Source organism: Streptomyces sp. NPDC007205 (assembly GCF_040634095.1).
GTDB lineage: Bacteria > Actinomycetota > Actinomycetes > Streptomycetales > Streptomycetaceae > Streptomyces.
Genome location: NZ_JBEYEW010000050.1, coordinates 1 through 17,415 on the forward strand (window position 1 = coordinate 1; position 17,415 = coordinate 17,415).

Consider the following 17,415-nt stretch of genomic DNA (forward strand, 5'->3'; position numbering starts at 1 on the left):
GGGAGCGCAGCGGACGGCCTGTCAACCTCCGCGCCCAGCGCCGAGGTGGTGCGGGGGGCGCAGCCACCCGCTCCCACCGCTCCCGCGGAGCGGGTACCACATCGCTGCGCGATGTGCAAGCGAACACCCGCGCTGCGCGCGGGTGTTGCGCTCCCGCTCCGCGGGAGCGCTGGGAGCGGGTGGCTGCGCCACCCGCACAACCTCGGCGCTGCGCGCCGAGGTTGACAGCCCGTCCGCTGCGCTCCCGGACTGGCGGGGCTTCGCCCCGCTGCCAGGCCTCCGCTTCGCTCCAACCTGGTTGGGCGGGTCCGCTGCGCTCCCCCGCCCCTGACGGTCCTTCCGGCTGCGCCTCCAGAACCGTTGAGCCCGCTGCCGCGGGCCGCGCTGGCTGCAAAGGGAGGGGGTCGCTCGTTCGTGTTGGGTCCAGTGGAGTGGCTGCATCAGATTGATGCAGCATGTACCGTTGGCGGAAACACGGGACACCTCCCAACCGCATGGGCGGGGTCGTGAAGGAGGGGAGACTTGAATTCGTTAAGCGTCGAAATGCGCCTCAAGGCGCGGGAGGGAATCCAGCGTGAGGTTACCGGATTGACGGCGGAGCAGATCCACGAGCGGCTGGTGGGTGCGGGTGGCCTGGAAGGCCGCGAGGACCAGCCAAGGCCGCTCAGCGCAGAGGAGCGGCTGGCTGCTGTTCGGCGGAACGAGCTGAGGCGCATCTGGGACTTGATGGGCGGCACGGCGTGGGACGCCTACTCCCCCGAGCGCGACGCTCAGGCGGACCGCGGGCGCCAGGCGCTGCGGGACCGTCAGGAAGGTGCGAGAGGTGGGGTGGTGGAGCCCCGATTCCGAGCTGATCCGCTATCGGATCGTGGCGCAGCGGACTGACCCGGCGCACCCCGGGGCCTCGGTGGTGACGAACTACACCTACGCGCGGTCGGTTGAGGAGGCTGTGGCGAAGGTGCGCCGGGCGAAGGAGAAGCCGGGTGGCCTGTACGGGGACCAGGGCCTGTACCGCGTTGTGGAGGCCATCGAGGACAACCCGCAGAGCGAGGCGCGTCAACTGCAGGGAGCTCGCGGGCGGTTCCTCACTGCGGTCGTGGACGCCGCCGTTGCAGCTCTGGAGGACGACTCGGCACCTGCCCGCCCGGAGCTGGTCGGTGTCCTGTCCGAGTTCTTCTTCGACACCGTCTTCACTCGCGCCATCGTCTCCCCCGACACCGGAGACGACCACAACGCTCAAGCACGCCAGGGACGGGCAGGTCCTGTCCCGCTTGCTCCTGACTCACCTCGCCGACCACGGCCTGGACCTGGTGGAGACAAGCGTCGGCACCGGCGACCGGCGCGCCCTGCCCGATCGGCACACGGGTGTCGGCCGGCCTTCCGCTCGTGGCGCGGAGCCAGGGCAGGAGCGCGAGGCGCCGGCGGAGCTTGTCGAGCGCGTCCTCGCCGTGTGCGAGCAGCATTATGCCGCCGTGGCCGGCACCAGCTCCGAGCAGTGGGACCAGGAGTCGTCCCGGGAGCTCGTGGACATCGCCCTGCGGACCGTGCACCTGGCGGAGCCGGAGACCCACCCTCAGGCACTGGACGCGTACCTGAACGAGCACCGGGCGCGGCTGGAGCGGCTGTGGCGCCGCTACGGGCCCGGCGGCATGTTCGCGGGCGAGCTCGTGCTGACCGACCTGCCCGGATGCTTTGCGCTGTGCGAGAGGATCGAGACGACCCCGCTCTGGCTCGAAGGGATCTGGGCAAAGCACGGCCAGGAGGAAACCGCGCTGGAAAGGCTTCAGGACAGCTGGCTGTACGACACGGGTGAAAAGGATGGTCGATGAGCAGGATTCCGCTCAAGAAACACCAGATCGACCAGAAGTCGGCCTTTCGTAGGTGGGCCGGATTCCCTGCAAGATCATCTGTGCCCCCTCAGGGTGCCCGTGGCACGATCGTGTCAGCGACCGGGTCCGGTAAAACGATCATGGCCGCCGCGAGCGCACTGGAGTGCTTCCCCGAGAGCCGGATCCTCGTGACCGTGCCGACCCTGGACCTGCTCGTGCAGACCGCCCAGGCGTGGCGGGCCGTGGGGCACCGCTCCCCCATGGTCGCGGTGTGCTCGCTGGAGAACGACCCGGTCCTGAACGAGCTTGGCGTGCGCACCACCACCAACCCCATCCAGCTCGCCCTGTGGGCCGGGCACGGGCCGGTCATCGTGTTCGCCACGTACGCCTCTCTCGTGGACCGCGAGGACTTCGACGATCCGACGGGCCAGGGTCGCACTCGCGGGCCGCTGGAGGCAGCCCTGGCGGGCGGGGAGCGGATGTACGGGCAGCGGATGGCAGGCTTCGACCTCGCGATCGTGGACGAAGCGCACGGCACCGCCGGTGATCTCGGCCGTCCGTGGGCGGCGATCCACGACAACACCCGCATCCCCGCCGACTTCCGGCTCTACCTGACCGCGACCCCGCGCATCCTGGCGGCTCCCCGGCCCCAGAAGGGCGCGGATGGCCAGGAGCTGGAGATCGCAAGCATGGCCGACGACCCGGACGGGACGTACGGCGCGTGGCTGGCCGAACTCGGGCTGAGCGAGGCGATCGAGCGGGAGATCCTCGCCCCGTTCGAGATCGACGTCCTGGAGATCCGCGACCCCTCACCCGTCACAGGTGAGTCCGAGGAGGCGCAGCGCGGCCGGCGTCTCGCACTCCTGCAAACCGCGCTCCTGGAGCACGCCGCCGCGTACAACCTGCGTACGGTCATGACCTTCCACCAGAAGGTGGAGGAGGCCATGGCGTTCGCAGAGAAGATGCCGGAGACGGCAGCCGAGCTGTACGTCAACGACGCCTCGGACGACGACCTGGCGGCCGCGGGCCGGCTCCCGAAGTCGTCGATCGACGCCGAGTTCTACGAGCTGGAGGCCAGCCGCCACGTACCCCCGGACCGGGTCTGGTCGGCGTGGCTGTGCGGCGACCACCTCGTCACCGAGCGACGCGAAGTGCTGCGCCAGTTCGCAGGCGGCATCGACGCCTCGGGCCGGCGGGTCCACCGCGCGTTCCTGGCGTCCGTGCGCGTGCTCGGGGAAGGCGTGGACATCACCGGCGAGCGGGGCGTGGAGGCGATCTGCTTCGCCGACACCCGCGGCTCCCAGGTCGAGATCGTGCAGAACATCGGCCGGGCACTGCGGCCCAACCGCGACGGCACCACAAAGGTCGCCCGCATCATCGTGCCCGTCTTCCTCCAGCCCGGCGAGGACCCGACCGACATGGTCGCCTCCGCCAGCTTCCGCCCCCTCGTAGCCGTCCTCCAAGGCCTGCGCTCCCACGATGAGCGCCTGGTCGAGCAACTCGCCTCCCGCGCCCTCACTCACGGGCAGCGCAAGGTGCACCTCCGGCGTGACGAAGACGGGCGGATCGTCGGGGCCGGCGGCGAGGTGGGCGAGGACCAGGAGCACGACGACACCGATGGTGCGGTCGAGTCGGCGCTGCTGCACTTCTCCTCTCCACGGGACGCAGCCACCATCGCGGCGTTCCTGCGCACGAGGGTGTACCGGCCGGAGTCCCTGGTGTGGCTGGAGGGCTACCAAGCCCTGCTCCGCTGGCGGGAGGAGAACAAGATCACCGGCCTCTACGCCGTGCCCTACGACGTTGATGTCGAGGTGGGCGTGACGAAGGCGTTTCCGCTGGGGCGGTGGGTGCACCAGCAGCGGAAGGCGCTGCGCGCCGGTGAACTCGATCCCCACCGCAAGGAACTGCTGGACGCGCCCGAGGCCGGAATGGTCTGGGAGCCGGGCGAGGAAGCCTGGGAGACCAAGCTCGCCGCGCTGCGGTCCTACCGGCGGGCCACGGGACACCTCGCTCCCCGGCAGGACGCGGTCTGGGACGAAGGCGAGGCAATGGTGCCCGTCGGGCAGCACATGGCCAACCTCCGGCGGAAGGGCACAAAGAACGGCCTAGGCAAGGACCCGAAGCGGGCGGAGCAGCGTGCGGCGCAGCTCACCGCGATCGACCCGGACTGGGACTGCCCGTGGCCCCTGGACTGGCAACGCCACTACCGCGTCCTCGCCGACCTCGTCGACGCCGACGGCCACCTGCCCGACATCGCACCCGGCGTGCTCATGGACGGCGACGACATCGGACGGTGGCTCCAGCGGCAGAAGCAGCCAGGCACCTGGGCGCAGCTGTCGACCGAGCAACAGGAGCGGCTGTCCCGGCTGGGCATCACGCCCGCTGAGGCTCCGTCTCCCCCTGCGGCGGCCACGCGTGCGACGAAGGGCCCGAACAAGGCGCAGCAGGCGTTCCAGCGCGGCCTTGCGGCCCTCGCACAGTGGGTCGAACGGGAAGGCGCCCACCGGCCCGTACCACGCGGCCACAGTGAACAGATCACGGTCGACGGCGAGACGGAGCCCGTGGCGGTGAAGCTCGGCGTATGGGTCTCGAACACCAAATCGAGGCGGGACAAGCTCAGCGCCGACCAGCTCGCCGCCCTCGCCGAACTCGGTGTCGACTGGGCGGGCGCACCGAAGCAGGCCGCCCTGGCCCCGGCGGACAACGGCCCGGCGCAGCCCACGCCACCGGAGGTGCCGGCACAGGGGCGCCACGTCCCCCACACCGACACGCTGACGGACGAAGAGCGCGAAGCCGAGGCGGCCTGCGGCCGGGCACGCATGCAGCGCCTCACGGGACTGATGCGGAAGCACACCAAGGCCGAACTGCTGCGCATGGCCTACGCGGGCGGCCTGGTGAACCACAACTCCCCCGAGAGGTGGCGCAAGGACGAAATCGCCGCCGTCGTCGTGGACAACGAGCTCAGGGCCGCCGCCCGGTCCGGCGCTGACCAGCCGCCTGCCCCGCCCGCGCCGGCCGCCCCGCCGAAGCGGCCGCGGGCACGGCACCACCATGACGAGTGCGACACGGTGCTGTACGAGGGCGGCACCTGCACCTGCGACCTCATCGAGCAGCTGGGGCCGCCCTCCGAACGGGAGGACTCCTACTGAGCCGACCGCTGCACGCTCCCCCACCGGACCCCGGGCCTTCGAGGCCCGGGGTCTCGTACTGTCGGCGCAGTCGTACGGACCCCGTCGCGGCCGCCCGGAGCGTGTCGCTCAGGTGGAGACGACATGCGGATAGCGGCACTGGCGGGCGGGCGTGTCCCGGTCCGCCAGGACCGACTCGGGCCGTCTCCTGCCAAGCACGGAGTCATGAGTTGAGATTGTCAAGTGTTGGCGTCCAGGCTGCCAAAGATCGCAATCTGAATGCACAAGAGTTACGGGCCCCAAACACGGTCCAGCCTGCGGTCTTTGGTGGACAAAGGTTTCCTATCGGGGTCCTCAGTGTTTACATGTTTTCCGACTAGCCGAGCTGAGCGGGCGCCCGGCCGGTTGCGCGCTCCCGTAACCGGCGCCCGAACCGCCCACGCTGGGGCGCATAGTTGGGCCCGTGAACACCGAACTGACCGTGCTCAAGCGGGACAAGGCCGTGAGCCAGGGCGACACGATACGAATGCTGCTGAACGAGTCCAAGCGCTCCAGCCGCGCCGTCCCCATCCGGCGCGCGTTCGTCCAGGACACCGTTTCCGGCCCCCGCCTGGTCACGAAGCCCGGCCCCCTCCGTCACCTGCTGCGCAGCCCCGAGCGGCTGGAGCTCTTCCTCCTGATCCACTGCGTCGCCGCACGGGGGCCACTCCCGCGCGGTCGCGTCGACGGCGACTGGGGCGTGACTCGCCGGTCCGAGACATGGGGTCGCGCCGCAGGGATCTCGTTCGCCACCGACGGCAAGGCGAGCGCCGCAGTCTCCCGGCACCTGGCCAAGCTGAAGGAACTGAAACTGATCAGCACGGCGCCGGACGGCCGGATGACCCGCATCACCAAGCTGCACGAGGACGGCTCCGGGGACCCGTACACGCTGCCGTCGGGCAACTGGGAGGGCTCCCGCAAGGACATCTACTTCAAGGTGCCCTTCGCGTACTGGGAGCAGCACTACTACAAGTCGCTGACGATGCCGGCGAAGGCGATGCTGTTCATCTTCATGAGCCAGCGCAAGCCCTCCTTCGTCCTGCACAAGGACAAGCAGTTCGCGTCCTGGTACGGGATCTCCCCGGCGACCGTCGGGCGCGGCGTCACGGAGCTGAAGGCGAAGGGGCTGCTGTACGAGTTCCTCACCGAGCAGTACCTGGACGGCTCCTCCATCTTCGGCCAGAGCACGGGTGTGCGCTGGGCGCTCGCCGCACCGTTCGACCTGAACATCAACAAGACAGACCGGGACGCGGCGACCGCCGCCTGGACCCCGGCGGGAGCCGCCGCCACCGCGCTGCGGATCGCCTCCGACGTCCCCGTGCTCTCGGAGGCCTTGACCCCGCGATGAGCACCGCCGGAACGCTATGTCCCGGCCCCATGACTCCCGGCCCCACACACGGGCCGGGCGTGGCGCAGGCCGCCGCCCCGCAACGGGCGACGGCCCCCTGTTGGAGCAGGGAGCCGCCCAGTGAAGAAACCGACAGTTACTCCCCAAGGAGGCACCATCAGCATGTTCAACGAGCCTAAGGGCACCGGCCGGCCGGCGTCGACCCGGCATTCCGAGGGGAACGGCAAGCTATGCCACGTCTGGTCCGAGATCCGGGCCCAGCTGCGGCAGTTGCTGGACGGCGGTCGCCGCCGTCGCCTGCGCGCCCTCGCCCGCACGGCGGGCTACGGCGTCCTCCGCGGCGCTGCCGGTGCCGTGGGCGCGAGCGGAACCGGGTGGATCATCTGGTGGATCCAGCAGCGCTGACCCAGCGCAGCTGATAGCGGAGTTCACCACCGTGGTGGCCTCGGTCCCAGGACCGAGGCCACCCATTTCGATCAAGGGAACTCGAAGAACGGCAATCCGACAGCCGCGAGCTTCGTCTGAAGATTGATGTCCCTCGTGGCCACATAGACCGCCGAACCTGGGTAACGGGACTGCAACAGCAGAGTGGAGGCCACGAAGCGGTCGTCCGGCACATCCAGGTCGAGCCAGTTCGGCAGGGCGTCGCCCTTGGGTTCGATGTGCTCGAAGATGGCGTGCACGTCGCCCGCCACCCGTACGCCACGTAGCACGTTCCCGTTGGTCCGCAGCCCCTTCAGACGACGGTCCGCCTTCTTCGCGGCGTCCCGAAGGTCCGGGGTGCGGCCAGCGAGCTTCTTGTCGTCCAGCTCCCGCAGGACCACCGGGAACAAGTGGACCATGTACCGATTGCCAAGCACGGACGTGTAGATAGCCACGTCGGGGTCATCAAGCAGCATGTTCGTATCGAGCGTGACACGCACCGGCCAGTCGTCGGAGGGTAGGAGCTCGCCCAGCTTCCGGAGCGTGACCACGGCCGCCTTGACCATCTCGACGGCCTTGTCGATGGTGGCCGGCACGGTCTTGTCCCGGGGTCGCTCGAGCCAGCGCTGCAGCAGCGCGAGGCTCGCGTCGAGGCGCCTGGTGACCTCCGGGGTCGGGTGCGGGAACAGCAACCGGAACAGCGGTTCCCAGTCCCGTACGCGCCCCAGCAGTTCCATCCTTCTCGCCTCGAGCTCGGAGTTGCTGGGCACCCAGCCCCACTTGGCGGCGCCGATGTGAACGAAGCCGTCAGACCTGCGGTTCGGATCCACGTTTCGGATCTGTGAGTCGGCGAGGATCGCCAGGAAGTCCGCTTCGATCTGGTCCAGGTCCTCGGAGAGGCGGTCCAGGTATGTCGGCGGGGCTTGCGTCGATGCCATCCGCCGATGATGCCCCACGCCTGTGGTGGTGCGGGAGATATCGCTGTGCCGTGCTACTCGATGCGGGCGATGCGTTCGTACGCGTAGGCTCCGGCGGCATGTCCGCCGACAGCATGGTCCAGCTCGTCTCCTATCTCGCCGCACAGCAGCCGTACGAGATCGTGGGCACGCCGGAGAGCGAATGGGTCGACTTCAAGAGCGTCCCGCCCGAAGGGCCGTACGACTTGAGCACCGACAAGGGCAAGTTCGAGCTCGCCAAGGACGTCGCCGCGTTCTCGAACGCCGGCGGCGGGCTGATCGTGTGCGGCTTCAAGGCGAAGAAGAAGCAGACCGAGCTATACGAGGTCGCCGAGAAGGTCACGCCCTTCGATAAGAAGGTGGTCGACAGCACGAAGTACAAGGACGTCATCGCGGAGTACGTGCGCCCGCTGCTCCAGGTGAAGTTCTTCTGGTACGACCACCCCGAGGGCGACCCGGAGGCATCCGGGCACTACTTCGTGATCGAGGTACCGGCGCTGCCCGAGGCCGACCGGTGGGCGATGGTCACCCGGGGCATCACCGACAACGGCCAGTTCATCAAGAACAGCTGGACCATCCCGATCCGCAACGGCGACACCACGGCCTTCCTCCCGCAGGACGAGGTGTACCGGCTCCTGAACGACGGCCTGCGTACGCGGCGCGGCCCCGATGCCGCGCCCGCTCCGGCTGCTGACCGCGTCAAGAGTCGGGACGACCTGCACAACGCCCTGGACATGGAGGAGACGCCAGTGCTCTTCTTCCAGAGCGTCCCCGATCATCCGCGCGGGCTCGTCCCCGGCATGTACGCCGACCAGGGGCTACGGGACGTCCTGAGCAACCAGGACACACTCCGGGGCGCCCACGCCTTCAACTGGTCCACGGCATACAAGCATCCGGAACCCCGTGAGGGCGGTCTCCTGCTGGTCGACGCTCCCCGTCGCGGACTGCTGATCGAGTCGGACGGAGCGGTCACCGGTGCCGCGGCTGCCACCTCGGAGATGCTGGGCTGGGCAATGGAGCAGCACTCCGGCGGCGAGGGCCGCAGGATCAGCGTGTTCGTGCTGACCGAGATCACTCTGGAGTACTTCCGACTGGTCGACCGACACGTCCTGCCGCTGGTCGGCGGCACATGGACGCACCGGATCGTCGCCTCGGACTTCACCCGCACGCCGGCTCGTACACTGGCTGCCGGGGACGACCCCACCTTCCCGTTCGTCGGCTCGCCGCAGCCCGCAGCGAGCGCCACCTGGAACCACAGCTGGCAGGCGCTGGGGGATCCAGAACGCGACGCGTTTGAAGCTCTGCGCCATATCTACGCGCTCTTCGGCCTTGATGTCACCGCCAACCCTTTCGTCGACGCGGACCGCGTGATCACGGCCAAGCTGCTGGAGAAGAAGAGGTAGTCGTCCGGCCCCGGGCGGCTTGTCCGCCCGGCATCGCGCGCGAGCAACACCGGCGACCCGATCCCCTCGCCCGGGGCCTGTCTCACCTATTTCTCTTTATCTTCCTGCTGTGGGGCGCGGGCTCGGGGCGTAAAGGGGACCGGCCTCCCGACCGTGGCAGGGTCAGCGTGGTGACCTGCGGATCCACGGACAGACGCGGCAGAGGGTGCAGCCGGTTGTCGGCGGGGATGTGGGCCTGGCCCACGGAGGCGTTGTCGCTTCGTGAGCGTGGTCGGGTCTCCGTGGTCCGTGGTCTGGTTGGGCCGACTCCTGCCGTGACCGGTACATGCGGCGCCGGGCAGGACGGGAAGCGAGCAGATCCGTGATGATCGGCGTGGACGCGGGCAGCGGAGACCGGCTGGCGCTGGGCATGCTGACGCGGTACCGGATGGCCACCACCGAGTAGATGCACCGGGTGATCGCCCCCGAGGTACGCATCGAGCGGACCCGGCGGCGGCTGGCCAGGTTGCGCACCGACGGGCTGGTCAACTGCATCACCCCGCCCACGCCCGTACGCCCTGGTCACGCAACCTGCCCCGGACTTTCCAGGCGACAATGGGTCAGAGGTCGAACTCAAGGTGCTCGATGTCGGTGAAGCGGACCTCCTCCAGCTGACCGGCGCGGCGGCCGCTGTCCTGGAAGTACACCTCCCTGAGCGCTTCGGCGGCGATCTGCTGGAGCTGCTGGTCGCTGACGCCCTGTTCCTGGGCGTCGAAGAGGCGGGCGGCATACTGCGGCGGAAGCGCGACCGTCAGGTGCCGGAGGCGGTCCTCGTCCGTCGTTCCGATCGGCGCGGTGTAGCCGATCCGGGCGCGGGTGTCGATGACGATGCCACCGGTGGTCGCCGCCTGCTGCCGGGCCTTGGCGCGGATCTGCGGCTGCCACCGCTTCTTCACCTCGCCTTCCAGACGGGCGGCGAGGTCCGGTCGGGGCGTCTTGATCTGGTTCTTCACGTACCGCTCGACCGTGCGCTGCGAGATCCGCAGCATCTGGGCGACCGCCTTGGTGCCCTTGAGCTGCTTGACCAGGTACCGCATCTGCGCCGGCGCGCTCTTGGGCGCCGGGCGGGTGAACGCCTTGTGCACCGCGGCGTCCAGGCCGTCCCCGAACATGCTCATCGCGCTCTACCTACTCCCCGGTGTCCTGGTCGGTGACGGTGCCGTCCTTGATGTACCGGGCGAGGTTGAGTTCCGGGGCGTTGAACTGCTCGCGCACCCCCTCGCCCCACAGCACGCTCTGGGTGCCCTCCCACTTCACCAGGCCCGGGTTCACGCCGAGTTTGAAGCCGCCGGGCAGCGGCTTGCCGTCCCGGTAGGGCAGGAAGTCCAGCGGGGAGGGCCCGTCGCAGGCGTAGACGGCGCAGTCCGAGAGGACGGCCACCGGGTACTGCCCGGTGAAGGCGGCGTGCTTGACGATCTTGCGGTGCATGTTGATCCGGGTCCGGGAGATGACGGCGGCGCGGATGTCCGGGCGCCAGGTGGGCCGGGCGAGGGCCCGCCACGGCTGCCCGGGCTTCCAGCCCTCCCCGCGCGGGCGCTCGCGCAGTTTGCCGATGCCGCCCTTCACGGTCGCCTTGATCGCGGACACCACGATCGCCAGCTGAGGGTCCCGCTGCCGGTAGCCGTCCATCGCCGCGAGAAAGTCGGCCGGCGGCATGTCGGCGTACACGCCGAGGTCGGCCATCGTGGCGAGGTAGGCATCGCGCAGCCGGTTGTACCAGGCGTCCAGGTAACGGCCGTTGTTGTGGCGGACGTACGCCTCGATCGGGCGGACGTCGTAGCCGAGCTCCACCGCGTACGCCACGGTCGGCGTCGCGTACCAGGCCGGCCCCGCCGGGCGCTCGCCCTTCGGTGTGAACGGGCTCGGCAGCAGCTCGCCGTCCAGGTGAGTCCACTGCTTGGCGAGTTTCACGCGGGACAGGTCGACGTGGCTCAGGTCGACCAGCCAGGAGCCGGGCAGTTTCGGATCGAAGACGGGGCTCATGACGTGCGTCGGCGCGCCCAGGCCGACGTTGAGGCCGTTCGCGCCGGCGGCGAAGGCCATGTTCACGTCGATGCCCACCAGGTGGGGACGAAGGCATTCGGCATCGGTGAGCGGGCGCGCCCAGTCGTACGCCTCCTCCACCAGAACCTCGGCCGGGGTGCGGTGGTGGAAGCGCGGCAGATCCGCCAGAACTGGGTGCCCGTCGGGTGCCTCGCACGGCGCGCAGTCCACCGGATCCCTGCCCAGCGAGCCGGGGTTGTGCTCGGAGTGCCGCTTGCCCGTCGCGTCCGGTTCGGAGGCGCGGGTCGGCGGGTGCAGAGCAGTCATCAGCTCCAGACCGGTCACGGCGGTCGACCCGCGCGGCGTCATCACGCGGGCCGCATACGTGCCCAGCAGCCGGGCCATGTCCGCCGGCGGCAGCTGCCCCGCATCGGCCCAGTGCCGAGCATCGAGCGCGTCCCACGACGGGATGCACAACTGCACGCAGGCCCGCTCCGAGCCCTGCGCCGGGCGGTAGATCCGCGCCCACGGCCCGAACCCGCGCTTCGTCAGCTGCCAGCCGGCGCGCGTCAGCTGCTTGATGACCTTGTGGCCCTCCGCCAGCCGGCCGGCCAGGCGCTCCTGCTGTGTGAGCGTGACAGGCAGGCCGTAGTACTCGCACGCGGACCCGGTCAGCACGATCAGGGGGTCGGCGTCCTTGCCCGGCCCGGACAACTTCGGCTGGCCGAACCGCCCTTCGTTCAACGTCCACTCCACCAGGGCCGGGATCGACTTCGCCGGTACGTCCAGGACCAGGCCGCCGACGCAGTACGCCAGCACCTGGCCGTCGGCAGCGTCGACGACTGCAAGCGGACCGTTCTCGAAACGCGGATCGGCGCCGCCGGCCAGGGTGCCTGCGGGGGCGGCCTTCTTCGCGGCCGGACGGCGTGACGCCGGCCTGGATGTGACCGCCGGGCGCGGTACAGGGGCAGCGGGGCGCGTGTTCGTGGGCTCCGCAGCCGAGACTGTGGGTGCGGTGCGGGCTTGGGCCGGTTCAACTGCCGATGGCGCAGGAGCGGCCGGAACGGCAGGCGTCTCGGGGATCGCCGTGTCCGGCACCGGAGCGTTGGCAGGGTAGAGCTGGGCGAGCTGCTTGAGCATGCGCGCGTATGCGTCGCGCTCCGGCGGCCGCGGCTCGGTCTTGCCGGCCTCCCAGCCGCTGACCGTCGCACGCCGCACCTGCAATGCGGCAGCCACTTCGTCCAGCGTCAGCCCGTGCGCCTGGCGCAGCCGCTTGCGTTCCGCCGGGGGCGGCAACGGGGAGCGGGACGCGATGAGCGCGTCGACCGCGTCGAACAGCTCGGACATGCAGCACCTCCAGTCCCGCAACCCTAGCGTGAAGCGCACATTTCGCGTACCAATCGCGTACGGACTGCGTGAGAAACGATTGCGTCGCCCGGGCTGTCGCAGGTGCCCCATCTCACCGAACTATGGGCGCACCCCAGTGAAGTTGTCAGGCGTCGCGGTACTGGTTCCGGGCAACGCGGATGACGCGGCCAGCCTTAAGCAGACCGTCTATGTAGACGGAGACGCCGTTGCGGTTGGCTTGCTTGCCCGCGGCGGTCAAAGCATCCGCAATATCACCGAGAGACATGGGCTGAGGCGACGCCCTGAGGATCTTGACGATGGCATCCGCCTTGGTGAGGTCTTGGACCGCCGACCCCGGCTCGGATACCACTGCACTCAGCTTCTTGAAGGCGTCCCGCTTGGCTTTGAGTCCCTCGATATGAGCGCCGAGCCGGTCACGCTCGAGTTCGGCTTCACGGAGTTCACGCTCGACGCTGGCGAGGTCCTCGCTATAGGAGTTCATGAGGAGAAGACTATAGAAACCTAGTAGAAATTGGCTAGGTTTTCTTAAAGATGGACGCTGCTCGACCAGCTGGGTGCCGCGCGAACCATACGGAGCGGCGATCAGGTTCAGTGAGACGAGCTCAGGATCGAGATAGGACAGCAGGGTCAGTAGCCGAGGACCCGCAGGGATGTCTCGCGTACGCCGGAACTGGCCAAAGACAACGGGCGAGTGTGAAAGACCTGAGGGAGCAGACGCCGCTGTGCGGCGGCAGAACGGCTCGGGGGCGGACATGGGGGAGATCGTCAAAGGGCTTGAGCGAGCGCTGCTGAGCCGTCCGGTGCCTACTGGTGACACCGCTGTGCGTTTCCTGCTCAGGGCGGAGAAGGGCTCCACGAAGAACGTGGCTGTCCTCCTGGGGATCTCCCAGCGCACGGTACAGAGGTGGGTCACGCCCCGGCCGGGAATGCGTCGCCGTCCAAGTGCTGTGCATGCGGGGTTGATCGATGAGGCCGTCAGGGCACGGTGGCAGCCCCTGGTGCGCGCCCGCCGACGGGCCCGGGCCAAGGCCGACGGGTTTGTCTTCCACACCAGGGCGCGGTTCGGTTTCGCCGCTCCGGCAGGCTCGTCGGACGATCCGCGGGTACGGCTGATCACCCAGTACCTGTCGGGAGAAGTGGCCCGCGAGCTGTTCGCCGCCCGGGACGCCGGCGGGGGTGAGCAGCAGCAGATGGTGATCCTCGCCCGTGCTTTGGGGCATGCCTACTTCCGGGACGGAGGCTTGCGTGCCCATGGGCTCGGGATCGCCTTCACCGACGTGGAGTTCGCCGATTTCTCCATCGACTGACGTGCACGCCGGTTCGAGCTCAGCGCGAGGGCGGGATCTGGTGCCGTGCCAGCATCGTGTCGTAGCACTGTGCTTCCTTTCGTTCGCGCCAGTCCCACTGGATGCGGCCGGCAGGGCCGGTGCGCTGGCCAGCAGGCGGCTGCGGCGGGCGGAGCCTGGCCGCCTCCGCCATGCGCAGCAGGTGGGTGCGGTCGTGGGGGCCGGCCAGCAGATGCTGGTCCTGGCCGGGCGCGAGCCGGGCGAAGGACACGGCGGCTTTCAGGAAGACGCGTGCCCACGGCGGCACCCGGTGCGAGGCGCAGCCGTCGGTGTAGCGGGCGCGGTCGTGCAGGGCCAGGGTGGCCGCGGCGGCGTCGTAGTCGCCGGGGCGGGCGGTGGCGAGCTGCTGGATGGATGCGCCGGTAAAGAGGGCGGCGGCGAGGGCGGCGGCCAGGCGGGGGTGGGCGGTCACGGTGGAGAGGCGTCGGGCGACTTCCTGGGCTGCCTGCTCGGTGAGGGGTGTCGGTGGCGGGCGGTGCCGGAAGGTGATCGGCGGCGGTACGCACGGGGCGGTACAGGGGGCGGGGCTGTCGTAGGAGACGAGGCGGTCCAGCGCGGGCAGGGTGAGCCACTGATCTGTCGGCTGGGCGGGCTCGTCCGCAGGCGGGGGTTCGGCGGCATGTGTGCCGTAGTAGTGGCGGCGGGCGGCCTGGAAGTCGGCGGTGACGGCGTAATCGGCCGTCTGCAGGGCCTGTTGCAGGGCGACGGGCAGGTGAGGGCGGTGGCAGACCAGGGTCAGGTGGATGCCGGTCAGGGCGCGCAGTTCCAGGAGGCGCATCGTGCGGCGGGCGGTGAGGCGGTGGGCGCGCAGGACGGTCAGCCGGTTCACGGGCAGGGCGTTGATCCAGGCGGTGGCGGCTTCCCAGGCCGGCTGACGGCCGGCGGGGAAACGGCCCGGGAGCAGGGGCGGTTTACCCAGGGCGGCCAGAAGGTCGTGGGCGAGGCCGGTTTCACTGGTGGTGCCCGGGCCGGGATGCAGGGTGATCCGGCCGGACGGCGGATGGTGGGCGGCCAGGGCGCTGTGCGTGTGAACCGCGTCATCGCCCGGGTCGAGGACCACGGCTACGGACGGTGGCACGGCGAGCGGCATGGCGACGTGGTGGTCAGGCGAGGCGGCTGAAGGCCCAGCGCAGCAGCTCCTGGTCCACACGGGGGCGCCCGGTGCGGGCCAGGGCGGTGCGAGTGTGCGCGGTCAACTGCGCCCAGGCACGGAAGTTGCCGTGCGCGGCGTGCTGGTCGGCAAACGTGATGTCGTCGGGGTCGGCGTCGGCCCAGACCGGATGAAACAGCGGGATGGCCTCGAGGACCTCGCTGGGGATGAGGCGGGTGAAGTGCTGCCAGATGAAGATGCGGGAGGACAGCATCGGCTCGCGGCGCAGCACGGTGTGGCAGCCCTCCCCGCCGACGAAGATGATCGCCAGCTGGGTGGCCGGTTCGTCCCACAGATAGCGGAAGTACTCGAATGCCTCCCCGTTGAGCCACTGGGCCTCATCCACGAGGAAGGTGCGGGGGCGTTCAGCCAGGGCGGTCTTCAGCAGGCGGTCGAATTCACTTGGATGGCGCGGTGGTTCACCGGCCAGGTCGAGAGCGGTGAACAGCTCGTAGCGCACCGCACGGGCGGTGGGACGGGCACGGAAAGTGATCTTGCGGACGTCCTCGTGAGGCTCGAGTCCGCGCAGGCAGATGTTGACGGCGAGCGTCTTGCCGAAGCCGGCGCCGCCGTGGATGCACATCATGGCGCGGGCGGCGACGGTGTCGGCGATGTTCTCGCGGGCAGTGAGCAGAGCGCGGGTGGTGACCACGGACGCATCGGGCAGGTCAACGTACTGGTAGGTGGCCGCGGTCACGAGGCGTCTCCGTCTTCAGCGGTCTGTGCAGTGGGTGCGAGTGGGCCGTCGGAGGCAGGTTCGGACGGGACGGGAGCAGGCCGGCCGGGCGTGGCCCGGGTGGCGAGGGAGGGCGGGGTGCGCCAGTCGGCCGGAGGTGCGGCGGGCGGGATGAGGTCCGGCATCGCGAGTTGCGCGAGGTCGGTGTCGGCGGTCTGGGCGAGTTCGGCCTCGGCCTGCGCGGTGGTCAGCGCGCCGAGCCGCCGGGTGCCTCGGGCTGGTTCACGGTGGCGTAGCGCTCGCGCTGCGAGGCCTCCAGGTCCTTCTTCAGACGGCGTGCGCGAGCGGACCGCGCCCGCCGTACCGCGCTGATCTGTTCCTCGGTGGCCTGATCGGCCAGGTCCGCAGGGCCCAAAAATAGCGGCCGGTGGCCGCGTGGTAGACCTCGATGCGGTGGTCGTGGTGGGGCATGAAGCGGACCCTCACCTGGATCCCGGCCTGGCCGGTCATCCACGGCCCCACGTAGTCGCGTTTCCTGAAGCGGATGCCGCGGGTGGTCAGCGTGCGGGTGCCGGCGTCCTCCAGGGTGAACGTCCACAGATCCGCGGCCGGCACGTCCCGCAGCGGGGTGGGATCGTCCTGCCACGCCTGAAGCGGAGTCTTGCCCCGCAACGGCGCCGGGCGGTGCTCGGTGTTCCACCACAGCGTCCAGGCCAGAAGCTGGGTGGTGAAGTCCTCGAAGCCCAGCAGCACCTCGTCCTTCGGACGGGAGGAGCGTTTGCCGGGGCGCGGCTGGCGGGCATAGCCGGGCAGCGAGGCCAGGAACATGCTCTCCACCACCCGGTTCAGGCCTTCCACGGTGCCCTTGAGGTGAGGGGTGTAGGCGGGCAGGTCCTCCACCGTCACGTCCAACAGATCGAACGCGGCCGTCACCGTCCTGGACAGGAAGTCCTTGCCACGGTCCACCCGTGCCTTCTCGGGTAGGCCCCCGAAGGGGCCGTAGGGGTCCTCACGCAGGACCGCGGAGCGCAGCGCGGCCAGCACCGACTCCCGCGACGGATGCACCGGCGTGACCGCGACGCCGGTGATCGCGTTGGTGGCGCAGTCGGTGAACCAGGTGATCCACGGCCTGCGGGGCTTGCCGTCGACATCGACCAGTACCGGCGCCTGGACGTGGTCGGTCTCCCATACTTGGTTGCGCCAGCCTCGCGGCCGGGCCAGGAACACATCGTGCTTGCGCGCCGCCCGCTCCCCTCCCGCAAGCCCGGCCCGCTCCCCCGGCGTCAGATCACCGCGGATCGCCCGGTGCAGCGTCGTCAGCGACGGTGCGCCTGCAGGCGGAGACTGCCTGGCAGCACGCAGGACCAGTTCGCGGTGGACCGCCCGCACGTTCCCCTTCCACAGCGCCAACAGCCCACGGACCTCCGGCGTGACCGTGAACCTTGCATCGGCCCGGGAGCGTGCGCCGGGGTAGGCGGCCGCGGTCTCATCGCTCTGAGCGGTGGCCAGCCAGCGCCACACCGTGCGCTCCGACACTCCTAGCGCGTCCGCGGCCACCCGTACATGGACTGCTGTCAGCCTCTTCCCTGCCCGCAGTGCGAGCAGCCGCCGCACGGCCGGACCGCGCAGCGCCGTCCTCGACGCCGCAGGCAGTCCGCCGTCTGGGCGGATGGCGTCGCCGTCCTTCATGTCAGAGCTCCCCTCACGCGGGTGGGACGTCGTGTGCT

14 protein-coding genes are annotated in these 17,415 nt (G+C 69.9%); 7 read left to right on the forward strand and 7 right to left on the reverse strand.

Annotation, left to right across the window (positions count from 1 at the left end; translation table 11 throughout):
• The first annotated feature begins 522 nt into the window (after positions 1 to 522).
• The 5 genes from ABZ624_RS38170 to ABZ624_RS38190 all read left to right on the forward strand — a co-directional run bounded on the left by ABZ624_RS38170 (position 523) and on the right by ABZ624_RS38190 (position 6,749).
• Positions 523 to 885: a hypothetical protein gene (locus tag ABZ624_RS38170; protein WP_360099420.1), complete on the forward strand. Its 363-nt coding sequence runs from the start codon at positions 523 to 525 to the stop codon at positions 883 to 885.
• Between the two features lie 386 nt (positions 886 to 1,271).
• A complete protein-coding gene (locus tag ABZ624_RS38175) occupies positions 1,272 to 1,829 on the forward strand; it encodes a hypothetical protein (RefSeq protein WP_360099422.1) in 558 nt (185 codons plus the stop codon).
• Positions 1,826 to 4,978, forward strand: coding sequence for a Helicase associated domain protein (locus ABZ624_RS38180; protein ID WP_360099424.1), 3,153 nt, complete (start codon positions 1,826 to 1,828; stop codon positions 4,976 to 4,978). Before ABZ624_RS38175 ends, ABZ624_RS38180 begins: the two co-directional genes overlap by 4 nt.
• A gap of 442 nt (positions 4,979 to 5,420) precedes the next feature.
• A complete protein-coding gene (locus ABZ624_RS38185) occupies positions 5,421 to 6,344 on the forward strand; it encodes a hypothetical protein (protein WP_360099426.1) in 924 nt (307 codons plus the stop codon).
• A gap of 162 nt (positions 6,345 to 6,506) precedes the next feature.
• Positions 6,507 to 6,749, forward strand: a complete 243-nt coding sequence (locus ABZ624_RS38190) for a hypothetical protein (protein ID WP_360099428.1) — start codon at positions 6,507 to 6,509, stop codon at positions 6,747 to 6,749.
• 71 nt (positions 6,750 to 6,820) lie between these two features.
• Here ABZ624_RS38190 and ABZ624_RS38195 read toward each other — a convergent pair whose 3' ends face one another.
• Entirely contained in the window at positions 6,821 to 7,723 is a 903-nt protein-coding gene (locus tag ABZ624_RS38195; protein ID WP_360099430.1) for a PIN domain-containing protein, read from the reverse strand.
• Positions 7,724 to 7,803: 80 nt separating this feature from the next.
• Here ABZ624_RS38195 and ABZ624_RS38200 point away from each other — a divergent pair, with 80 nt between their 5' ends.
• Positions 7,804 to 9,126, forward strand: a complete 1,323-nt coding sequence (locus ABZ624_RS38200; protein ID WP_360099432.1) for an RNA-binding domain-containing protein — start codon at positions 7,804 to 7,806, stop codon at positions 9,124 to 9,126.
• A 599-nt stretch (positions 9,127 to 9,725) separates the two neighbouring features.
• Here the strand turns inward: ABZ624_RS38200 and ABZ624_RS38205 are convergent.
• The 3 genes from ABZ624_RS38205 to ABZ624_RS38215 all read right to left on the reverse strand — a co-directional run bounded on the left by ABZ624_RS38205 (position 9,726) and on the right by ABZ624_RS38215 (position 12,997).
• Positions 9,726 to 10,283, reverse strand: coding sequence for an XRE family transcriptional regulator (locus tag ABZ624_RS38205; protein ID WP_360099434.1), 558 nt, complete (start codon positions 10,281 to 10,283; stop codon positions 9,726 to 9,728).
• Positions 10,284 to 10,293: 10 nt separating this feature from the next.
• Positions 10,294 to 12,495, reverse strand: a complete 2,202-nt coding sequence (locus ABZ624_RS38210; RefSeq protein ID WP_360099436.1) for a helix-turn-helix transcriptional regulator — start codon at positions 12,493 to 12,495, stop codon at positions 10,294 to 10,296.
• 145 nt (positions 12,496 to 12,640) lie between these two features.
• On the reverse strand, positions 12,641 to 12,997 hold the full coding sequence (locus ABZ624_RS38215) for a hypothetical protein (RefSeq protein WP_360099438.1): 357 nt from the start codon (positions 12,995 to 12,997) through the stop codon (positions 12,641 to 12,643).
• 517 nt (positions 12,998 to 13,514) lie between these two features.
• On the opposite strand from ABZ624_RS38215, the gene ABZ624_RS38220 reads away from it, so the two are divergent.
• A complete protein-coding gene (locus ABZ624_RS38220; RefSeq protein WP_360099440.1) occupies positions 13,515 to 13,823 on the forward strand; it encodes a hypothetical protein in 309 nt (102 codons plus the stop codon).
• Between the two features lie 19 nt (positions 13,824 to 13,842).
• On the opposite strand, the gene ABZ624_RS38225 is transcribed toward ABZ624_RS38220, so the two are convergent.
• From ABZ624_RS38225 to ABZ624_RS38235, 3 genes are all read right to left on the reverse strand, one after another.
• Positions 13,843 to 14,952, reverse strand: a complete 1,110-nt coding sequence (locus ABZ624_RS38225) for a hypothetical protein (RefSeq protein ID WP_360099442.1) — start codon at positions 14,950 to 14,952, stop codon at positions 13,843 to 13,845.
• 13 nt (positions 14,953 to 14,965) lie between these two features.
• The gene (locus ABZ624_RS38230) at positions 14,966 to 15,709 is read right to left on the reverse strand and encodes an ATP-binding protein (protein ID WP_360099444.1); all 744 of its coding nucleotides are present in this window, start codon (positions 15,707 to 15,709) and stop codon (positions 14,966 to 14,968) included.
• A gap of 306 nt (positions 15,710 to 16,015) precedes the next feature.
• Entirely contained in the window at positions 16,016 to 17,377 is a 1,362-nt protein-coding gene (locus tag ABZ624_RS38235) for a Mu transposase C-terminal domain-containing protein (protein WP_360099446.1), read from the reverse strand.
• Positions 17,378 to 17,415: the final 38 nt, after the last annotated feature.

Bases quoted from the DNA above. Each gene is read 5' to 3' on its own strand.
- ABZ624_RS38180 (WP_360099424.1), top strand. From the start codon at position 1,826: ATGAGCAGGATTCCGCTCAAGAAACACCAGATCGACCAGAAGTCGGCC.
- ABZ624_RS38190 (WP_360099428.1), top strand. From the start codon at position 6,507: ATGTTCAACGAGCCTAAGGGCACCGGCCGGCCGGCGTCGACCCGGCAT.
- ABZ624_RS38200 (WP_360099432.1), top strand. From the start codon at position 7,804: ATGTCCGCCGACAGCATGGTCCAGCTCGTCTCCTATCTCGCCGCACAG.
- ABZ624_RS38205 (WP_360099434.1), bottom strand. From the start codon at position 10,283: ATGAGCATGTTCGGGGACGGCCTGGACGCCGCGGTGCACAAGGCGTTC.
- ABZ624_RS38210 (WP_360099436.1), bottom strand. From the start codon at position 12,495: ATGTCCGAGCTGTTCGACGCGGTCGACGCGCTCATCGCGTCCCGCTCC.
- ABZ624_RS38215 (WP_360099438.1), bottom strand. From the start codon at position 12,997: ATGAACTCCTATAGCGAGGACCTCGCCAGCGTCGAGCGTGAACTCCGT.
- ABZ624_RS38225 (WP_360099442.1), bottom strand. From the start codon at position 14,952: ATGCCGCTCGCCGTGCCACCGTCCGTAGCCGTGGTCCTCGACCCGGGC.
- ABZ624_RS38235 (WP_360099446.1), bottom strand. From the start codon at position 17,377: ATGAAGGACGGCGACGCCATCCGCCCAGACGGCGGACTGCCTGCGGCG.